Raw genomic sequence first — 15,825 nt, forward strand, 5'->3', positions numbered from 1 at the left:
CTAACGTCAATTTTTTGTGGGGTACTTTAAGCACCATGTGCATCGAACGGAGATAGCTCTGATGCGCCTTGTGAGTGGTTAGGCGATGGCAGGGGCTTCGACTTAAAAGCGGTCGCTTACAGAATTAGTTAGCACGTGGTGTCTCGGACAGGTGAAAATACCTCTACTTCATCATTACGACAGGGGACAGAAAATTAAAAAGCCAATCACCGTCACCAGCCCCCTACTGCCCCCCTTGGATGAGTTCATTCCCTACCTCGAGCGTATCTGGGAAAGTCGTATGCTCACTAATGGTGGGGCTATGCATCAGCAACTAGAGCAGGCGCTGTGCGAGTACCTAGGGGTTGAGCACTTGGCGTTGTTCGCTAACGGCACCCTTGCACTGGTTACCGCTTTGCAGGCGCTGCGTGTAACTGGTGAGGTCATAACCACGCCGTATTCCTTCGTCGCTACAGCTCATTCACTGTTATGGAATGGCGTCAAGCCAGTGTTCGTGGACATCGATCCGGTTTCTCTCAACCTTGACCCAGAGAAAATAGAAGCGGCAATTACCCCCTCGACCACGGCGATCATGCCGGTACACTGCTACGGACGGCCATGCGACGTGGCGGCAATCGAGCGTATTGCGGACACCTATAATCTGCGGGTTATCTACGACGCAGCTCATGCTTTCGGTGTGCGCGACGAGGGCGGTAGTATTCTTCGCCATGGCGATCTAAGCGTGCTCAGCTTTCATGCCACCAAGGTGTTCAACACTTTCGAGGGCGGGGCGATTATTTGCCCGGATGCGAAGACTTACCGGCGCATCGGGCACCTGAAAAATTTCGGGTTCGTTAACGAGACAACCGTAATTGCGCCAGGCATCAACGGTAAGATGAGCGAAGTCAACGCTGCCTTCGGGTTGCTGCAATTACGCTACATTGACCAGGCATTGGCGCGCCGTAAGCAGATTGACCACTATTACCGCGAGCGATTGGTCGGGGTAGCTGGGATAAGCTGCTTCGAGGGTCTGATTGACAACAGCAATCACGCTTATTTTCCCATCCTGGTTGAGGCGCAGTTTCCCTTGGCGCGAGACGAGCTTTATGAGCGCCTGCGCGAGCGCGACATCTTAGCTCGACGCTATTTTTACCCGCTCATCAGTGATTTCCCGATGTATCGCGGCCTGCCCTCTGCGGAGCCCGCCAACTTGCCGGTGGCTCGCGCCATCGCCGGTAAGGTCATCTGCCTGCCAATTTATCCGGATCTGGCGGACGAGGAAGTGGACATCATCTGCCAGCTCATTATTTCAGCGGGGCTACGGTGATTATCGCGGTAATGCAGCCTTATTTGTTTCCTTACCTCGGCTATTTTCAGTTGGCCGGGAGTGTCGACCATTTTGTGTTTCTCGACGATGTGGCCTTTATCAAAAAGGGCTACATCAACCGCAATCGCATTCTGCTCAGCGGCCATCCGTTCACCTTTAGCATCGCGGTGGAGCGGGTCAGCCAGAACCGCAGGATCGACGAGCACTATTTTACCGGTGTGTTCGATACTTTTCTGGAGCAGTTGCGCCACGCCTACAGCCGAGCGCCTTTTTTTGCCGAGGTGTTTGCCTTGGTCGAGGCCGTTTGCCTAGCACCGGAACGCAATGTTGCACGCAAGAGTGCGGCGTCGGTATGCGCGGTATTCGATTATCTTCAGCTGCCGTTTTCCACTCAGTTCGCTTCAACAATGCCGCGCACTGCGGCGAGTGGTGAGCAACGGATACTCGAACTGTGCCAACACTTCGGCGCTGACGCCTATCACAACGCGGCGGGTGGGCAGGAACTGTATAACAGTCGGCACTTTGCCGCGCAGGGTGTGCGCTTGCGCTTTGTGAGCAATCGTTTTGCTGTGTACAACCAGGGCGTGGGAACATTTGTGCCAGGGCTGTCGATTATTGACGTCCTGATGCACAACTCGCGTGAGCAGGTATGCGAGATGCTGCTGGATTTCGACCTAGTGGAGGCAGCATGAAGCGCATCAACGTGCTGGTGTTTCCTTGCGGTAGTGAAGTGGGCTTGGAGATTCAGCGTGCGCTCGCTCGCTCGATCCACGTCGATCTGCACGGCGCCTCCAGCCGCGACGATCATGGTCGCCTGGCATTCGAGCGCTACATCGAGCTGCCGAATATCGTCGATGCGGATTTTGATGAACGCTTCGCGGAGTTGCTGGCGGGCTGGGATATTCAGCTTGTGTTCGCCACTCACGACAGCGTTTTGGCCTATCTGGCGCCGCGAATGGCGGCATGGCGTGTCCATCTAGTTAACGGCGACCCGCAAAGCACACAGATTGCTCGTAGCAAGGCGGCTACCTACGCACTGCTCGCTGGGGAAGACTGGCTTCCCAGGCTGTTTGCGGGACTAGATGAGGTGGAGCGTTGGCCTGTTTTACTCAAGCCAGACCAGCGCCAGGGAGGGCAGGGCGTGACGCTGGTCACGGATCGTATGGCCGCCGAGGTGGCGCTGGCTACTCTGGATCAGCCGCTGATCTGCGAGTACCTACCGGGCGAGGAGCTGACGGTCGACTGCTTCAGTGACTGGCGCGGGCAGCTGCTGTATATCGGCCCTCGTAGCCGAGAGCGGGTGGTAGGCGGTATTGCCATGCGCTCGCGGCGCATTCCTGTGACTCAAGAGGTGGGGCGGATCGCTAAAGCGATCCATGGTCGCCTGAAATTTCGTGGCCCTTGGTTCTTTCAGCTCAAGCGTGACGAGCAGGGCGGTTATAAACTTCTCGAGGTCAGTTGTCGCCTGTCCAGCAGTTCTGTGGTTCAACGAGTGGCTGGCGTAAACCTGCCGTTGATGGCTGTGCAAGATTTCATGGCACGTGATCTGAAAGTGCTCGACGAGCCCCGAGTTGTACTGGTCGAGCGCTGCCTCGCTAGCCATGCCGTGCTGGCATATGCCTTCGACACTGTTTACATGGACTTCGACGACACGCTTGTCTGCGGCGGGCGCGCTAACCCTCAGGCCATGCGCTTTGCCTACAGAGTGCTGGAGATGGGCAGGCGTCTGGTTCTGCTCACCCGCCATGAAGGCAGCCTTGAGGCTGCTCTGGCCGAAGCGCGAATCGCCGAATCTTTATTCGATGAGATCATCCATCTGCGATCGGGTGAGCCGAAGTCCTCCGTGGTCGAGGGAGCAGCTATCTTCATTGACAACCATTTCCCTGAGCGTCTGGATGTGGCGCTTAACCGTGGGATCCCGGTGTTCGATGTGGACGCGTTGGAGCTGTTGTTTCCATGAAGCGTTGGGAAGCACCGATCCGGCGCAGGTGGCTGGCTGCCTTGCTGATCCTGCCGCTGTGGTGGCTTTATGACCGGCTGACAATAAAACGAGCCAATCACTGGGCATTCTTCGTCCACCCGCTCAAGCCCAGCCAGTTGGTTGAAAACTCGCGGGCCATGTTTGAGGCGGTGAAGGGCGACCCAAGCATTCACAAGCGAGTGTTCACTCGCGACCTAGCGGCAGATCTGCATCTTGACGACGCCTGTAATACCGAGGTGATCGATGTGCAGAGCCTGCGAGGCCTGGCTGAGCTGGCGCGGTGTGGAGTCTACCTGCTGTCCAACGCGGTAGCCCTAGATATGTCATGGCGCTGGGCAGATGGTTCCTTTAGCGTGGTGCGGCCGAGCTTGACGCGGCGCGTGCTGGTCAATCTTTGGCATGGCATTCCATTAAAACGGCTTTTCGCTCTGGCTAATCGCGAACAGCGTCGGCGTGCGGATAGGGTCGCCTTTCGCCGTAAAGAGCGGCGCTTCTATAGAGGTCTTATCGCTTCCTCCGATATTGATAGTTATGCGATGGCGGCCATATTTCATCCTATTGATTATGAGCGGGTCTGGGTCACTGGGTTGCCGCGTAATGATTTTCTCCTTATGCCTGAGCAGGCGCTTCCGCGTTTTCTTCGTTATGAAGTTGAATATATTCGTAATCTTAAGAAGAACAGGCGCTTGGTGGTTTATGCGCCGACTTTTCGTGAAGCTGATTTTAATGGTGCTGGATGTTACCAGTTTGACGAGGAGCAGGTGGTGCGGCTCAAGGATTTATTACGGCAGAACGACGCCGTTTTAGGTTTTCGGATGCACTACTTCCGCAAGGGCGATCAGTTATTTAATCTCGAATATTATGCCGACGGAGAGTTAATCGTCGACTTAGGGCATGCGGTTGTTAGTGAAATAGCCCCGATATTGCGTGAGGCTGACTTGGTGGTGACTGATTATTCATCACTGTATATTGATGCACTTTATTTGGATAAGCCAGTTATTAGCTTTGCCTATGATCTAGGGCACTATAAAAGCAGCCAGAATGGCTTGTTGTATGACATGGATCTAGTTTTCCCCGGACCGGTAGTGACCGATTTTGACGACTTGCTGGTGAAATTACAGGATGAGTTGGTCGAGGCTAACCAAGTACCTTCCGAAGCCTATCGGACCTGCAAGAAATTCTTTTTTAATTATCAAGATGATCAAAATTCCCGGCGAGTCGTCGAAAGGCTGCGCGCACTAAGTATTGAGGAGTGACCGGTGACTGATACGAATGACGTCAAGCCCTTGGTTAGCGTGGCCATGCCGGCTTACAAATCTGCTTATTTGGAAACTGCTCTTGATAGCGTGCTTCGACAAACTTACCGGCCTTTGGAGCTAGTAATTTGTGATGACTGCCGGGGAGGTGAGGTTCGCGAGATCGTGGAGCGGTTCATTGAGCGTGCCGACTTCAAGGTGATATACGAGCATAATCCGAAGCGTTTAAATGAAATAAATAATCTTGCGCGTTGTATCGAGTTGGCGAGCGGGGAGTATGTTAAATTTCTTTATGATGATGACGTGCTTCACCCCGAATGCGTGGCATCCTTGTTGGAACTCATGCAGGGCGATGCCAGTGTTTCACTTGCCAGCTCCCGGCGGCGTCGTATAGGACCTTCAGGCAAACGACTGCCTGATATATATGCCACGGCATTTCCTTTCGAAACTGATGCGTTAATTGATGGCGAACAGCTTGTTTCATTCTTGGTCGACCATACAATTAATTTCATAGGCGAGCCCAGTTCCGTTATGTGTCGGCGCGCCGATGTATTGGCAATGGGCAATCAGCTAAGCACATTGAATGGTGTGAGAATCCATTGGGTTGGTGATCTCGCCATCTACGCCAAGTTATTGCGTTCGGGAAACTTGGCGATGCGTTGCGAGGCGCTGTCCGATTTTCGGGTCTCAGAGGAGCAGTTCAGCCAATTAGGTCGCGACCAGCCAGGTATAGGGGAAAAAGGGCACGAGAATTTTCGGCAGATGATTCGCGATCTGGGCTGGTATCGCACTGACGAGGACAGTCGGTTTGTGCGCGTGGCACCTATCACTCAGCTCAAAGCAAGGGTGTTCAAGCCGGTAAACGTGCTTGCAGCATTAATGCGGGCTATCGGTTTGGGAACTGTCCCGTTGCAGGCTTGGCAGGGGGAGCGCTGGCCGAAGGATGTTCAGCGACGACTCATAGAGGAACGCTTGGCTTGCAGCAATGGCGGGCCGCGTATAGCTGTGGCAGTCCTTGATGTAAAGGCGGACCGAGAAGCTGTAGAAAAGACGATACGGAGTCTGGAAAGCACTAACTGCTACCGAAACATTGATATCCAAGTGGTTTCGTCTATGGCCTTCTCGGGCCTCGACGGTCGGGCGGAGCTGTTCCCGCTGGCTGGCAGCACCCCAATTGCTGTACTCAATAATGTCGTCGCTACCTCCAGCCAAGCTGTGTGGATGTTGGTGGCGGAGGCCGGCGTTGAATTTACCTCTAGCGGCTTGCTAATCGCGGCATTAGATCTGCTGGGCGCGCCGGAGTCTTGCCTTGCCGTATATGCAGATGAGCTGATGCGTCTGGAAGATGGTGGAAGTGGGGTGGCGTTGCGTCCGGATTTCAACTTGGATTTACTGCTCAGTTTTCCCGCTGGGCTTTGCAAACACTGGCTGTTAAGACGCGAAGCGTTGGTGGAGCTGGGCGGTTTTGCTGTTGAATATGAAGAGGCGTTCGAGTTGGACTACCAGCTGCGCCTAGTTGAGCGGTACGGCCTAGCCTGTATAGGCCATATAAGTGAGCCGCTCCTCACAAGCGTTGCATTTACGCTCCGAGACAGTGCTCAGGAGCGCGCTGTGATCGAGCGGCATTTGCATGCCAGAGGATACGCGCAGGCTAAAGTGGATAGCCGGCTGCCAGGTCGCTATGAACTCGATTATGGCCATGCGCAACTGGGATCTGTGAGCATTCTGATAGTAGTCAAGGATCGCTTGCCACAGATTCAGCGATGCATGGAAACACTGTTGGAGCATACCGACTACGCAAATTACGAAGTGCTGTTGCTCGACCATGGTAATCAGTCAACACCGATGCGTGAGTGGCTCGCCGGCGTCGAGGCGATGGCTGTGGATCAATTGAGGGTGTTGCACTTCGATTCTGCTTTGTCGCGCGAGGCTTTGTGCAACCAGGCGGCCGAGCAAGCGAGAGGTGACTTCCTGCTATGGCTGGGCGATGGCGCCGGCGTCATGGCAGAAGGCTGGTTGCAGCAACTACTCAACCATGGTCAGCGATCAGAAGTCGGGGCAGTGAGCGGCAAATTATTGTCGGCAGATGGCAATATCCGCCACGCTGGCTTGTTGCTCGGTCTCTGCGGTCCCGTCGGCCGTGCTTTTGAAGGGGCCTCGTTTGATGATGCAGGCTATATGCAGCGTCTGCAGATCGACCAGAACTATTCTGCCCTCAGTGGCGAGTGTCTGATGGTCCATCGAGAGCTATTTCAGCAGCTCGGTGGTTTTGATGAGTCGCCTATGCTCGCGCGTTGGGCTGATGTGGATCTTTGCCTTCGTTTGCAGCAGTCGGGATATCTCAACGTCTGGACTCCCCGGGTACAGTTGTTGATGGATGCCCCGCCTGACGCGGTCACCAACGCTGCGGAGGAAGATGAGTTTTACCGGCGTTGGTTGCCGGTCTTGGCTCACGACCCTGCCTATAACGCTGGGTTCAGCTTGCAGGTTGAGCAAGGTTTCAAGTTGGCCGATCCTCAGTTGTCCTGGCGTCCCTTGCAATCCTGGCGACCACTGCCGGTTGTTTTGGGCCACTACGCGGATCGCGAGGGTTGCGGCCACTATCGTGTGATCCAACCGTTCAATGCCATGCGCGATGCCGGTCTCATTGAGGGGGCGTTAACTGTCGGCCTGCTTTCCCCGGTCGAGCTGGCCCGTTACGCGCCTGACGTCGTGTTGTTGCAACGTCAGGTGGGTGAAGAGCAGTTGGAGCAGATGCGGCGGGTGCGGGAGTTTTCTAGCGCGTTCAAAATATACGAGTTGGACGACTATCTGCCGAACCTGCCGATCAAGAGTATCCACCGACTGCATATGCCAAAGGACATCGTTCGTACTTTGCGGCGTGCACTGGGATACGTTGATCGTTTTGTGGTTTCCACCCAGCCGTTGGCAGAGGCCTACGCAGGGTTGCACGACGATATCAAGGTCATCGAGAACCGCTTGCCAGCTACCTGGTGGAAGGGAAAGCAAAGTGAACGACGGGTTGGTCTAAAGCCGAGGGTTGGCTGGGCTGGAGGGGTTGGTCATACGGGCGATTTGGAGCTAATTGTCGACGTGATCAAAGAGCTCGCCGACGAGGTCGAATGGGTCTTCTTTGGGATGTGCCCCGATAAGCTGAGGCCTTACGTTCATGAATTCCATGGGGGCGTGTCGATTCATCAGTATCCGTCGGTTCTAGCCAGCATGAACCTGGATCTTGCACTGGCTCCGCTCGAGCAAAACCTTTTCAATGAATGCAAGAGCAATTTGCGCCTGCTTGAGTACGGCGCCTGCGGCTTCCCTGTCATAGCCAGTGATGTTCGGTGCTATCGAGGTGACCTTCCAGTTATGTTGGTGAAGAACCGCTTCCGAGATTGGGTGGATGCGATCAGGGCTCACATCAACGATCTTGATGCAGCCTCCAGAGCAGGTGATGACCTACGGAATGTCGTATTGAGCAAATGGATGCTTGAAGGTGCGAATCTGGAATCCTGGCGAAAGGCTTGGCTTCCCTAGACCGCTGGCTGGTTTGCATCAATCAGGCGATGCGGCCCGACTCGGCTGGTGAAATCGAAGGTGCCCCTTCCCGGGGTACCTCGCTATAAGGTCGTCTGGCCTTGGCAAGGACCGACTCCCCTATTCGGCTAGCGTTGCCACTGGAGCGCCATGTCGGAGCGTTCGGCCTGCGCCTTCTGTGCTTCGATAAATGTACGCCGCGCATGTGTCCAGCAGGCCAGGCGCTCAATGCCATCTCCAAGGTACGTCCTGTGCGGCTGATCGAGTACTTGAAGAGAGTCACCGGTTTGTCCGGCGAAGCCAGCTCTTCAGAAAGAGGAGCGCAGCATCCTCTCTTTATGGGCTCGTGAACGCTTAGCACGGCTTCGATCTCGCCTGGGGGCTTGCGCGGCTGTCACACGCCCCATGATGAGTTAGTTCCTAAGGTTCTCCGCCGACTTGCCGATGTAGTGACAAGGCGTCGGTACGAGCGTTCGAGGAAGTCAAGGGTGACGAAGATTTTTTCTCTTTTCCCCTAAAGCTTTTGAGAGTACCGCCGAAATAAATCATGAATGCGAACTTTATGGGTGCCTGGGTAATGTCCCTCCCTAAGGTCGCACACTCAGGCAAACAAGCTAGGTCCGATGGAGGACACACATCATGGCTTTGACCGTCAACACTAACGTTGCTTCCCTGAATACTCAGCGCAACCTCAGCAACTCCGCCAACTCCCTGCAGACCACAATGCAGCGCCTGTCAACCGGTAGCCGCATCAACAGCGCCAAGGACGATGCCGCCGGTCTGCAGATTTCCAACCGTCTGGGAAGCCAGATCAGTGGTCTGAATGTTGCGGTTAAAAACTCCAATGACGGCATCTCCATGGCGCAGACTGCTGAAGGCGCCCTGCAGCAGTCTACGAATATCCTGCAGCGTATGCGTGACCTGTCCCTGCAGGCTGCAAACGGTTCCAACAGTGATTCTGAGCGTGGTGCACTAAACGACGAAGTCACCCAGCTGAAGAAAGAACTGGACCGTATCAGCAATACCACTACCTTCGGTGGTCGTCAGTTGCTCAACGGCGACTTCGGCACTGCAAGCTTCCAGGTGGGTGCAGCGGCCAACGAGATCATCAGTGTTTCCATTGGCGAGATGAGCTCCAAGTCGCTTGATGCTACGCACTACGAGTCCACTATCGCTGCTTCGAGCGCAACCGCGGCCGCTTCTCCGGCGACCGGCGCTGCGGCCAGTGGTGGCGTTACGGTAGGTTTCTCGGTCGGTTCCAAGTCGTATTCGGTTGATGCAAAGTTCGCCAAAGGCGATACCGACGTACAAATCAACCAGAAATTGGCTGCCGCCATTAACGATACCAACTCGGGCGTGGGTGCCTTCGTAGACGAATCTACTGGTGCAATAACTGTTGTCGCTAAAGAGGACGCTAACACCACTGGGCAGTCAGCATTTGCCCTTACTAGCATGGCTCAGACTAGCGGTACCGGTTTCACCGCGGGTGCTACAACGGTTGCGGCCACAGCAGGTACGGCAACTTCCACAACCATCGCCAAGATTGACCTGTCTACGGCCAAAGGCGCACAGATTGCCGTCCAGGCCATCGACGAGGCGATCAAGTCGATCGACTCGCAGCGAGCCGAACTTGGTGCGGTGCAGAACCGCTTCGAGAATACGATTGCCAACTTGCAGAACATTGGCGAGAACGTATCGGCTGCCCGAGGCCGTATCCAGGATACCGACTACGCTGCTGAAACTGCAGCACTGAGCAAAAACCAGATCCTGCAGCAGGCAGGTACTGCAATTCTTGCCCAGGCCAACCAGTTGCCGCAGGCGGTTCTTAGCCTCCTGCAGTGATTGATACGGAAGGTCTGCAGTAACCGCGGGAGGAAGTGCTTGGCGCTTCCTCCCGTTTTGCCGTTGCGAGGTGAAAAATGGACATTGCGCTTTCAGGGCTGCCTACCAATACAGCTCAAACAACAGTTCAATTGATGGTGCCAGAGGGCGAGCGTCGAAGCATTGCGAGTCCATCTTCCAGCCGGGAATTTATCGAAAAGGCTGTTCCCGCTCCAGATCGGACGGCCACTACGGCCTCGCTTGAGGGGGCTGTTTCCAGTATCAAAGATTTCGTGCAAACCATCCGTCGTGATCTCAATTTTGATCTGGATGATTCTAGCGGTCAGATGGTGGTAAAAGTGACGGATCGAGCCACCGGCGACGTTGTTAGGCAGATCCCGACCGAAGAAGCTCTGCGACTAGCCGAGAACTTGGAAGAGGCCCGTAGTCTTTTATTCAATGCAAAGGCATAGCGGCGCGATTCTTGCTCTCTTAGAGCTATGGCTTAAAGCGTCAAAACGATGACGAGGTGGTGACATGGCAGGTATCACAGGCATTGGCTCAGGCATGGACATCGACAAGATGGTCGGTGCACTGGTTGCGGCGGAGAAAGCTCCGAAAGAAGCTCAGCTAACCCGTTTGGCAACCGCTACGACCACCAAAATTTCCGCTCTGGGTACATTGCGAACGTCGTTGAGCAGCTTTCAAACAGCGCTTAAGGATTTGAACGACATCAAGCTGTTCGAAAATCGATCTGCCAAATCATCTAACACGGACCTGTTGACCGCTACTGCCAGCAAGACTGCTCAGGCGGGAACCTATACTGTTAAGGTCGAGCAACTGGCTACGGGAAGCAAGACAGCTACCGCTGCATTGGAAGGCGACTTCAGGACGGGAGCTGCCGGAACCTTGACGGTCAAGGTTGGGGATAGCGATGCAGGTGTTAGCATCAATGTTGGTAGCAACGCTTCTTTGTCTGACGTAAGAGATGCACTGAATACAGCGCTTAAGGACTCTGGAGTTACTGCCAACCTCCTCACCGATCCCAGCACCGGCAAAACCCGTTTGGTAATGTCATCGTCTAACACGGGGGAGGGTAAAGACGTTTCGATCGACGCCAGTGATGGGTTGGATGCTCTAGCAATTGATACCGACAATGCTGCTACCGGTGAGGCGGGGGGAGTTTTGGAGTGGTCGCAAAACGCTAAGTTCACCATTGATGGTTTGGCCTTGCAAAGTGCGAGCAACAAGGTTTCCGGGGCCATTCCTGAGGTAACGCTAAATCTGGTGGCGGCGAATAAGGATAAGACCTCCACGGTAACGGTTGCGCAGGATAGCGAAGGTGTTACCGCTAACATCAAAAAGTTCGTAGCGGCTTACAATAATTTGATTAGCACGACCAATTCACTAACCCGGGTGACGAAGGTTGGCGAGGATGGTGCTCCGCTCACGGGAGGTTTGGTAGGTGATTCCAGTGTTCGCAGCATTCTTTCCGGTATCCAGAACGAGCTGATTTCAGTCGGAGGAGGCGACGGTATAAGGGTACTGTCCGATCTTGGCATCACCACGCAGAAAGATGGCACTCTGGCGATCAACGATACGAAGCTGAAGGCAGCCCTCGAGAATAACTTTGACGCTGTCGGCAGCTTCTTTACCGGTGAGTCTGGCCTCATGAACCGTCTTAATAATCGGGTTGAGGGCTTCAATCAGGCCGGAGGCATCTTGGCCCAGCGGGTCTCCGGCCTGGAAGCAACGAACACCGACATTAAGGCCCAGCGAGAAAAGCTGGCGCTGCGCGTTGAGTCGATGACAGCACGCCTTTATGCACAGTTCAACGCCATGGATACTTTGGTTGCTCAGCTTTCCAGTACTAGTAGTTGGCTAGATAGCACGCTATCCAGCCTTCCTGGCGTGGTGAAGAAAAACAGTAGATAGAGTGGCATTGGATTCCTCGTAAGGCGGGCGGTCGCGGCTATTAGAGGGGCGGTGGTCGTTGCCATCCGTTCCGTTACATGTGCCTAGGGGTCTGGTTACTAACGTTGGTTCTTTTGCTTTCTGCAAGCGCTCTGCGGACCGCATGCTTTTTCGAAGATCCTTTTGGAGTTGCTGCTAAAGCTACTTGGGCGGGTGCCGATAAGCTGGATAGTCCCGCACATCTGGAGCGAAATCCCCATGTACGCCATGGCAGCTATGAAGCAATATCAGTCAGTCAATACCAACGCACAGCTAGTAGATGCAAGTCCGCACCGGCTGATCCAGATGCTGATGGAGGGCGGTCTTGCGCGCCTAGCTCAGGCCCGGGGTGCTATGGAGCGCGGCGATGTAGCTCTCAAAGGAACCTTGATCGGCAAGGCAGTTGATATCATCGGGGGGCTGCGCGAAGCTCTCAACCAGGAGGCTGGTGGCGATCTTGCGGTGAGTCTTGATAGGCTCTACGGTTACATGGGCTCACGCTTGCTTGAAGCAAATCTGAAGAACGACTTGGCGATTATCGATGAGGTTGCTGGGTTACTGCGCGAAGTCAAGGCCGGCTGGGATGCTATTGCGTAGTACAGCTGAGCAAGCGCAGACATAAATAATTTCTTCGTTTTGTCAACCGAATCCTTGGGGGCGATATGCAACACGGTTTGGAGGCGCTGGAATCTCTCAGGCTCGCCCTGGCAGGGGCTCTGGAGAGCCGGGATTGGGAGGCGATCGGCGTCCTGGACTCACAGTGTCGCGCGTTGATGGGAAACAATTCGGGAATCATTGATTCGGATCTTCGGGAGCAAATTGAAGCCTTGTCGCGGTTGTATATAGAGTTGCAACAAGCCGCGCGCGCTGAGCGTGAGCGAATCGCCAGCGACTTAACGCGCCTCAATCAATCAAAACAGGTTGACCAGGCGTATAAAGCGTTCGGTTGATCTGCTTTCTCAGCCTCGGCATCAGGCTGCGGTGGAAAACGGTGGCTGCTTTCCACCTGAGCCCGAGATTCTCGCTTAGCGATACTCGCAAAGATAGGCGGTGTCCACTGTTACCTTCAGCTGGAACTTGCTGTTTGCCGGAACGGTAAACTGACTGCCGCCAGCAAAGGTTTCCCACTTCTCGCTACCGGGCAGTTTGACATCCAGGCTGCCGGCAACTACATGCATGACTTCCAGCTGCGCTGTGCCGAATTCATACTCGCCGGGTGCCATCACGCCGATGGTGGCGGTACCTGCTCCCATTTCGAAAGCGATGGATTTGACGGTGCCATCGAAATACTCGTTGACCTTGAACATTGAGACTCCTTTGCAGGGTTGAGAAAGGTGGCCAGTATGCCTAAGCGCCTATGGTGGCGTCACCTGGCGGCCGCTCCTTCCAAGGGCGCATTGGCACTAGGCGCGAAATATGAAGTACACGGCGCCGACCAGGCATATGCCCGCCCATAGATAGTCCAGTTTCAATGGCTGCTGCATGTACATCACGCTGAACGGGACGAAGATCATCAGGGTGATTACCTCCTGCATGATCTTCAGTTGACCGATCGACAGTTCGCTATAGCCGATGCGATTCGCTGGCACCATCAACATGTACTCGAAGAAGGCAATACCCCAACTGATCAGGGCGGCGATGAGCCAGGGTTTGCCGTTCAGGCTCTTCAGGTGGCCATACCAGGCGAACGTCATAAATAGATTGGAGCAGCAGAGTAGGGCGGCAGTTTGCAGCCAGACGGGCATGAACATGTACTCAAGATGAAGACGCGCTAGCGTATTTCCTGTCGCATCTGTCTGCAATGGCATATCTAGTGTCAGCGCTTCAGGCGGATTATTATCGGCGCCCTTTTGCTTTGAGTGGCTGATCCATGGATTGCCGGCCCGGTTGCGGTGCTTGCTGCATTGCCCCTTCGATTAGTACGCCTATCCCCGGTATGCCGCACGGCAAGGCAGCTGGGCAGCGGTGCATTCAGCTGCGCGCTGACTTTCTGTGCTCATTGTTTGGTGATCCGCGGCGGCCGTCTGTGTGTGCCGCTTTTGCGGCCGATCCTGGTTGTTGTGGCGAAAACAGGGATGAAGCGATCCGCTTGTTGGGCTGGCTGGAAGAGGCGACAGCCTGACGAGGGTTTGGTGGCTGGTAATGCGGACGGGCTAAGTTGGGCGGCCTGGCATGGCATTTCTGCGAGGCAGATGTTCTGGGCGTTGTACCCTCGTGGGCGAGGTGAGATGGAGGTATTTGCTGCGTGCTGGCGCCGAGGTCGCTCTTGTCCCCCTGTGTTCCCGATTTTCCGTCAGTACTGTGACGATAGCTTCGCTTGCGCACTGGGGCGCTGAGCCTCTTTTGGCTGGTCGAGCGAGGGAGCGGCCAGTCGATGTTGATGTGGTGTATATGCAAAAAAGGCTGCCCGAAGGCAGCCTTTCTTTTGTGCTGGTTGTCGCTTAACGCGGCAGGTCGCGCTTGGTGTGGCCGGTGTACAGCTGACGCGGCCGGCCAATCTTCTGCCCGGAGGCGATCATTTCCTTCCAGTGGGAAATCCAGCCGACAGTGCGCGCAAGGGCGAAGATGACGGTGAACATGCTGGTCGGAATGCCGATAGCCTTGAGGATGATGCCCGAGTAGAAGTCGACGTTCGGATAGAGGTTGCGCTCGGCGAAGTAGGGGTCGTTGAGTGCGATCTCTTCCAGCTTCATGGCCAGATCCAGTTGCGGATCATTGATGCCCAGCTCGCTCAGTACTTCGTCGCAGGTCTGCTTCATGACCTTGGCGCGTGGGTCGAAGTTCTTGTACACGCGATGGCCGAAGCCCATCAGTTTGAACGGGTCGTTCTTGTCCTTGGCCTTGGCCAGGAATTTCTCGACGTTCGATACGTCTCCGATCTCGTCCAGCATGGTGAGCACGGCTTCGTTCGCGCCGCCGTGTGCCGGTCCCCACAGGGCCGCGATGCCGGCTGCGATACAGGCGAACGGATTGGCGCCGGTGGAGCCCGCCAGGCGAACGGTAGAAGTGGACGCATTCTGCTCGTGGTCAGCGTGCAGGATGAAGATGCGGTCCATGGCTTTGGCCAACACTGGGCTGATCGGTTTGATCTCGCACGGGGTGTTGAACATCATGTGCAGGAAGTTTTCCGAGTAGCTCAGATCGTTGCGCGGGTACATCAGCGGCTGACCGATCGAGTACTTGTAGACCATTGCAGCGATGGTCGGCATCTTGGCGACCAGGCGCACCGCGGAGATTTCGCGATGGTGCGGATCGTTGATGTCCAGGGAATCGTGGTAGAAGGCCGATAGAGCGCCAACAACACCGCACATGATCGCCATCGGGTGAGCGTCGCGACGGAAGCCATTAAGGAAGGACTTCAGCTGCTCGTGAACCATCGTGTGGTTCTTGACGGTGCTGACGAACTGCGCCTTTTGCTCAGCGGTAGGCAGCTCACCGTTCAGCAGCAGGTAGCAGGTTTCCAGATAATCGGACTTTTCCGCCAGCTGCTCGATTGGGTAGCCACGATGCAGCAGGATGCCCTTGTCCCCATCGATGTAGGTGATCTTGGACTCGCAAGAGGCGGTCGACATGAAGCCGGGATCGAAGGTGAAGTGACCCGTGGAGGTCAGGCTTCGTACGTCTATTACATCAGGCCCTACGGTACCGGTTAAAACGGGCAGTTCGACGGGGGCAGCGCCCTCGATGATCAACTGCGCTTTCTTGTCAGCCATGTATGGCCTCCTGTTTTGTGCTTGGAATCATCATGGCCCCCCACGCAGGGCCCGCATCACTATAGTGTGATAAATCGCAAAGTCAATTTGCGCGAACCCATGCCGTAGAGGGCTCTGCAGGGGGATGCGTACAGCTTGGATGCACTGTTTACGGCATTTATATAGGGGCTGCTATCCGCCTTTAGTGGCACTTCACCACATTGTCATTAGTGACCTAACTGTTTATACTCGGACACCGACCGGCAGGGGCCTTACAGGCAG

Annotated in this window: 14 protein-coding genes and 1 pseudogene; 11 read left to right on the plus strand and 4 right to left on the minus strand. The window is 55.2% G+C overall.

All coding sequences use genetic code 11. From position 1 onward, the window contains the following. Window positions 1–193 precede the first annotated feature (193 nt). The 5 genes from CXK91_RS00935 to CXK91_RS00955 are packed head-to-tail and all read left to right on the plus strand — an operon-like array spanning window position 194 to window position 8,077. Window positions 194–1,306 carry a DegT/DnrJ/EryC1/StrS family aminotransferase gene (locus tag CXK91_RS00935; RefSeq protein ID WP_103454982.1) on the plus strand — a complete coding sequence of 371 codons (1,113 nt, stop codon included), beginning with the start codon at window positions 194–196 and terminating at the stop codon, window positions 1,304–1,306. Continuing rightward, the gene (locus CXK91_RS00940) at window positions 1,303–1,998 is read left to right on the plus strand and encodes a WbqC family protein (RefSeq protein ID WP_146048114.1); all 696 of its coding nucleotides are present in this window, start codon (window positions 1,303–1,305) and stop codon (window positions 1,996–1,998) included. The genes CXK91_RS00935 and CXK91_RS00940 overlap by 4 nt, the downstream gene beginning before the upstream one ends. Next, window positions 1,995–3,266, plus strand: a complete 1,272-nt coding sequence (locus CXK91_RS00945) for an ATP-grasp domain-containing protein (protein WP_103454553.1) — start codon at window positions 1,995–1,997, stop codon at window positions 3,264–3,266. The genes CXK91_RS00940 and CXK91_RS00945 overlap by 4 nt, the downstream gene beginning before the upstream one ends. After that, entirely contained in the window at window positions 3,263–4,543 is a 1,281-nt protein-coding gene (locus CXK91_RS00950; RefSeq protein WP_103454554.1) for a CDP-glycerol glycerophosphotransferase family protein, read from the plus strand. Before CXK91_RS00945 ends, CXK91_RS00950 begins: the two co-directional genes overlap by 4 nt. A gap of 45 nt (window positions 4,544–4,588) precedes the next feature. Next, window positions 4,589–8,077 (plus strand): glycosyltransferase, encoded by a 3,489-nt coding sequence (locus CXK91_RS00955; protein WP_103454983.1) that lies wholly within the window; start codon window positions 4,589–4,591, stop codon window positions 8,075–8,077. A gap of 143 nt (window positions 8,078–8,220) precedes the next feature. Here the strand turns inward: CXK91_RS00955 and CXK91_RS22845 are convergent. Continuing rightward, window positions 8,221–8,319, minus strand: a pseudogene (locus CXK91_RS22845) (IS66 family transposase); the annotation flags it as partial. Between the two features lie 397 nt (window positions 8,320–8,716). Between CXK91_RS22845 and CXK91_RS00960 the strand changes: the two are divergent. From CXK91_RS00960 to CXK91_RS00980, 5 genes are all read left to right on the plus strand, one after another. Then, complete coding sequence (locus tag CXK91_RS00960) at window positions 8,717–9,919, plus strand: flagellin (protein WP_103454555.1); 1,203 nt, start codon at window positions 8,717–8,719, stop codon at window positions 9,917–9,919. A gap of 77 nt (window positions 9,920–9,996) precedes the next feature. Further along, on the plus strand, window positions 9,997–10,371 hold the full coding sequence (locus CXK91_RS00965) for a flagellar protein FlaG (protein ID WP_103454556.1): 375 nt from the start codon (window positions 9,997–9,999) through the stop codon (window positions 10,369–10,371). 64 nt (window positions 10,372–10,435) lie between these two features. Then, window positions 10,436–11,833, plus strand: coding sequence for a flagellar filament capping protein FliD (gene fliD / locus CXK91_RS00970; protein ID WP_181003895.1), 1,398 nt, complete (start codon window positions 10,436–10,438; stop codon window positions 11,831–11,833). Between the two features lie 237 nt (window positions 11,834–12,070). Then, a complete protein-coding gene (fliS, locus tag CXK91_RS00975; RefSeq protein ID WP_103454557.1) occupies window positions 12,071–12,448 on the plus strand; it encodes a flagellar export chaperone FliS in 378 nt (125 codons plus the stop codon). A 65-nt stretch (window positions 12,449–12,513) separates the two neighbouring features. Further along, window positions 12,514–12,801, plus strand: a complete 288-nt coding sequence (locus CXK91_RS00980; RefSeq protein WP_103454558.1) for a flagellar protein FliT — start codon at window positions 12,514–12,516, stop codon at window positions 12,799–12,801. A 75-nt stretch (window positions 12,802–12,876) separates the two neighbouring features. Here the strand turns inward: CXK91_RS00980 and CXK91_RS00985 are convergent, their stop codons facing one another. Next, window positions 12,877–13,158 (minus strand): pyrimidine/purine nucleoside phosphorylase, encoded by a 282-nt coding sequence (locus CXK91_RS00985; RefSeq protein WP_103454559.1) that lies wholly within the window; start codon window positions 13,156–13,158, stop codon window positions 12,877–12,879. A gap of 96 nt (window positions 13,159–13,254) precedes the next feature. Beyond that, window positions 13,255–13,596 (minus strand): DMT family protein, encoded by a 342-nt coding sequence (locus CXK91_RS00990; protein WP_103454985.1) that lies wholly within the window; start codon window positions 13,594–13,596, stop codon window positions 13,255–13,257. 125 nt (window positions 13,597–13,721) lie between these two features. Between CXK91_RS00990 and CXK91_RS22850 the strand changes: the two genes are divergently transcribed. Further along, on the plus strand, window positions 13,722–13,973 hold the full coding sequence (locus CXK91_RS22850) for a YkgJ family cysteine cluster protein (protein ID WP_103454560.1): 252 nt from the start codon (window positions 13,722–13,724) through the stop codon (window positions 13,971–13,973). A gap of 319 nt (window positions 13,974–14,292) precedes the next feature. Here CXK91_RS22850 and gltA read toward each other — a convergent pair whose 3' ends face one another. Beyond that, complete coding sequence (gene gltA, locus CXK91_RS01000) at window positions 14,293–15,564, minus strand: citrate synthase (protein ID WP_103454561.1); 1,272 nt, start codon at window positions 15,562–15,564, stop codon at window positions 14,293–14,295. Window positions 15,565–15,825 lie beyond the last annotated feature (261 nt).

This window comes from Stutzerimonas stutzeri (assembly GCF_002909485.1).
Taxonomy (GTDB): domain Bacteria; phylum Pseudomonadota; class Gammaproteobacteria; order Pseudomonadales; family Pseudomonadaceae; genus Stutzerimonas; species Stutzerimonas stutzeri_AH.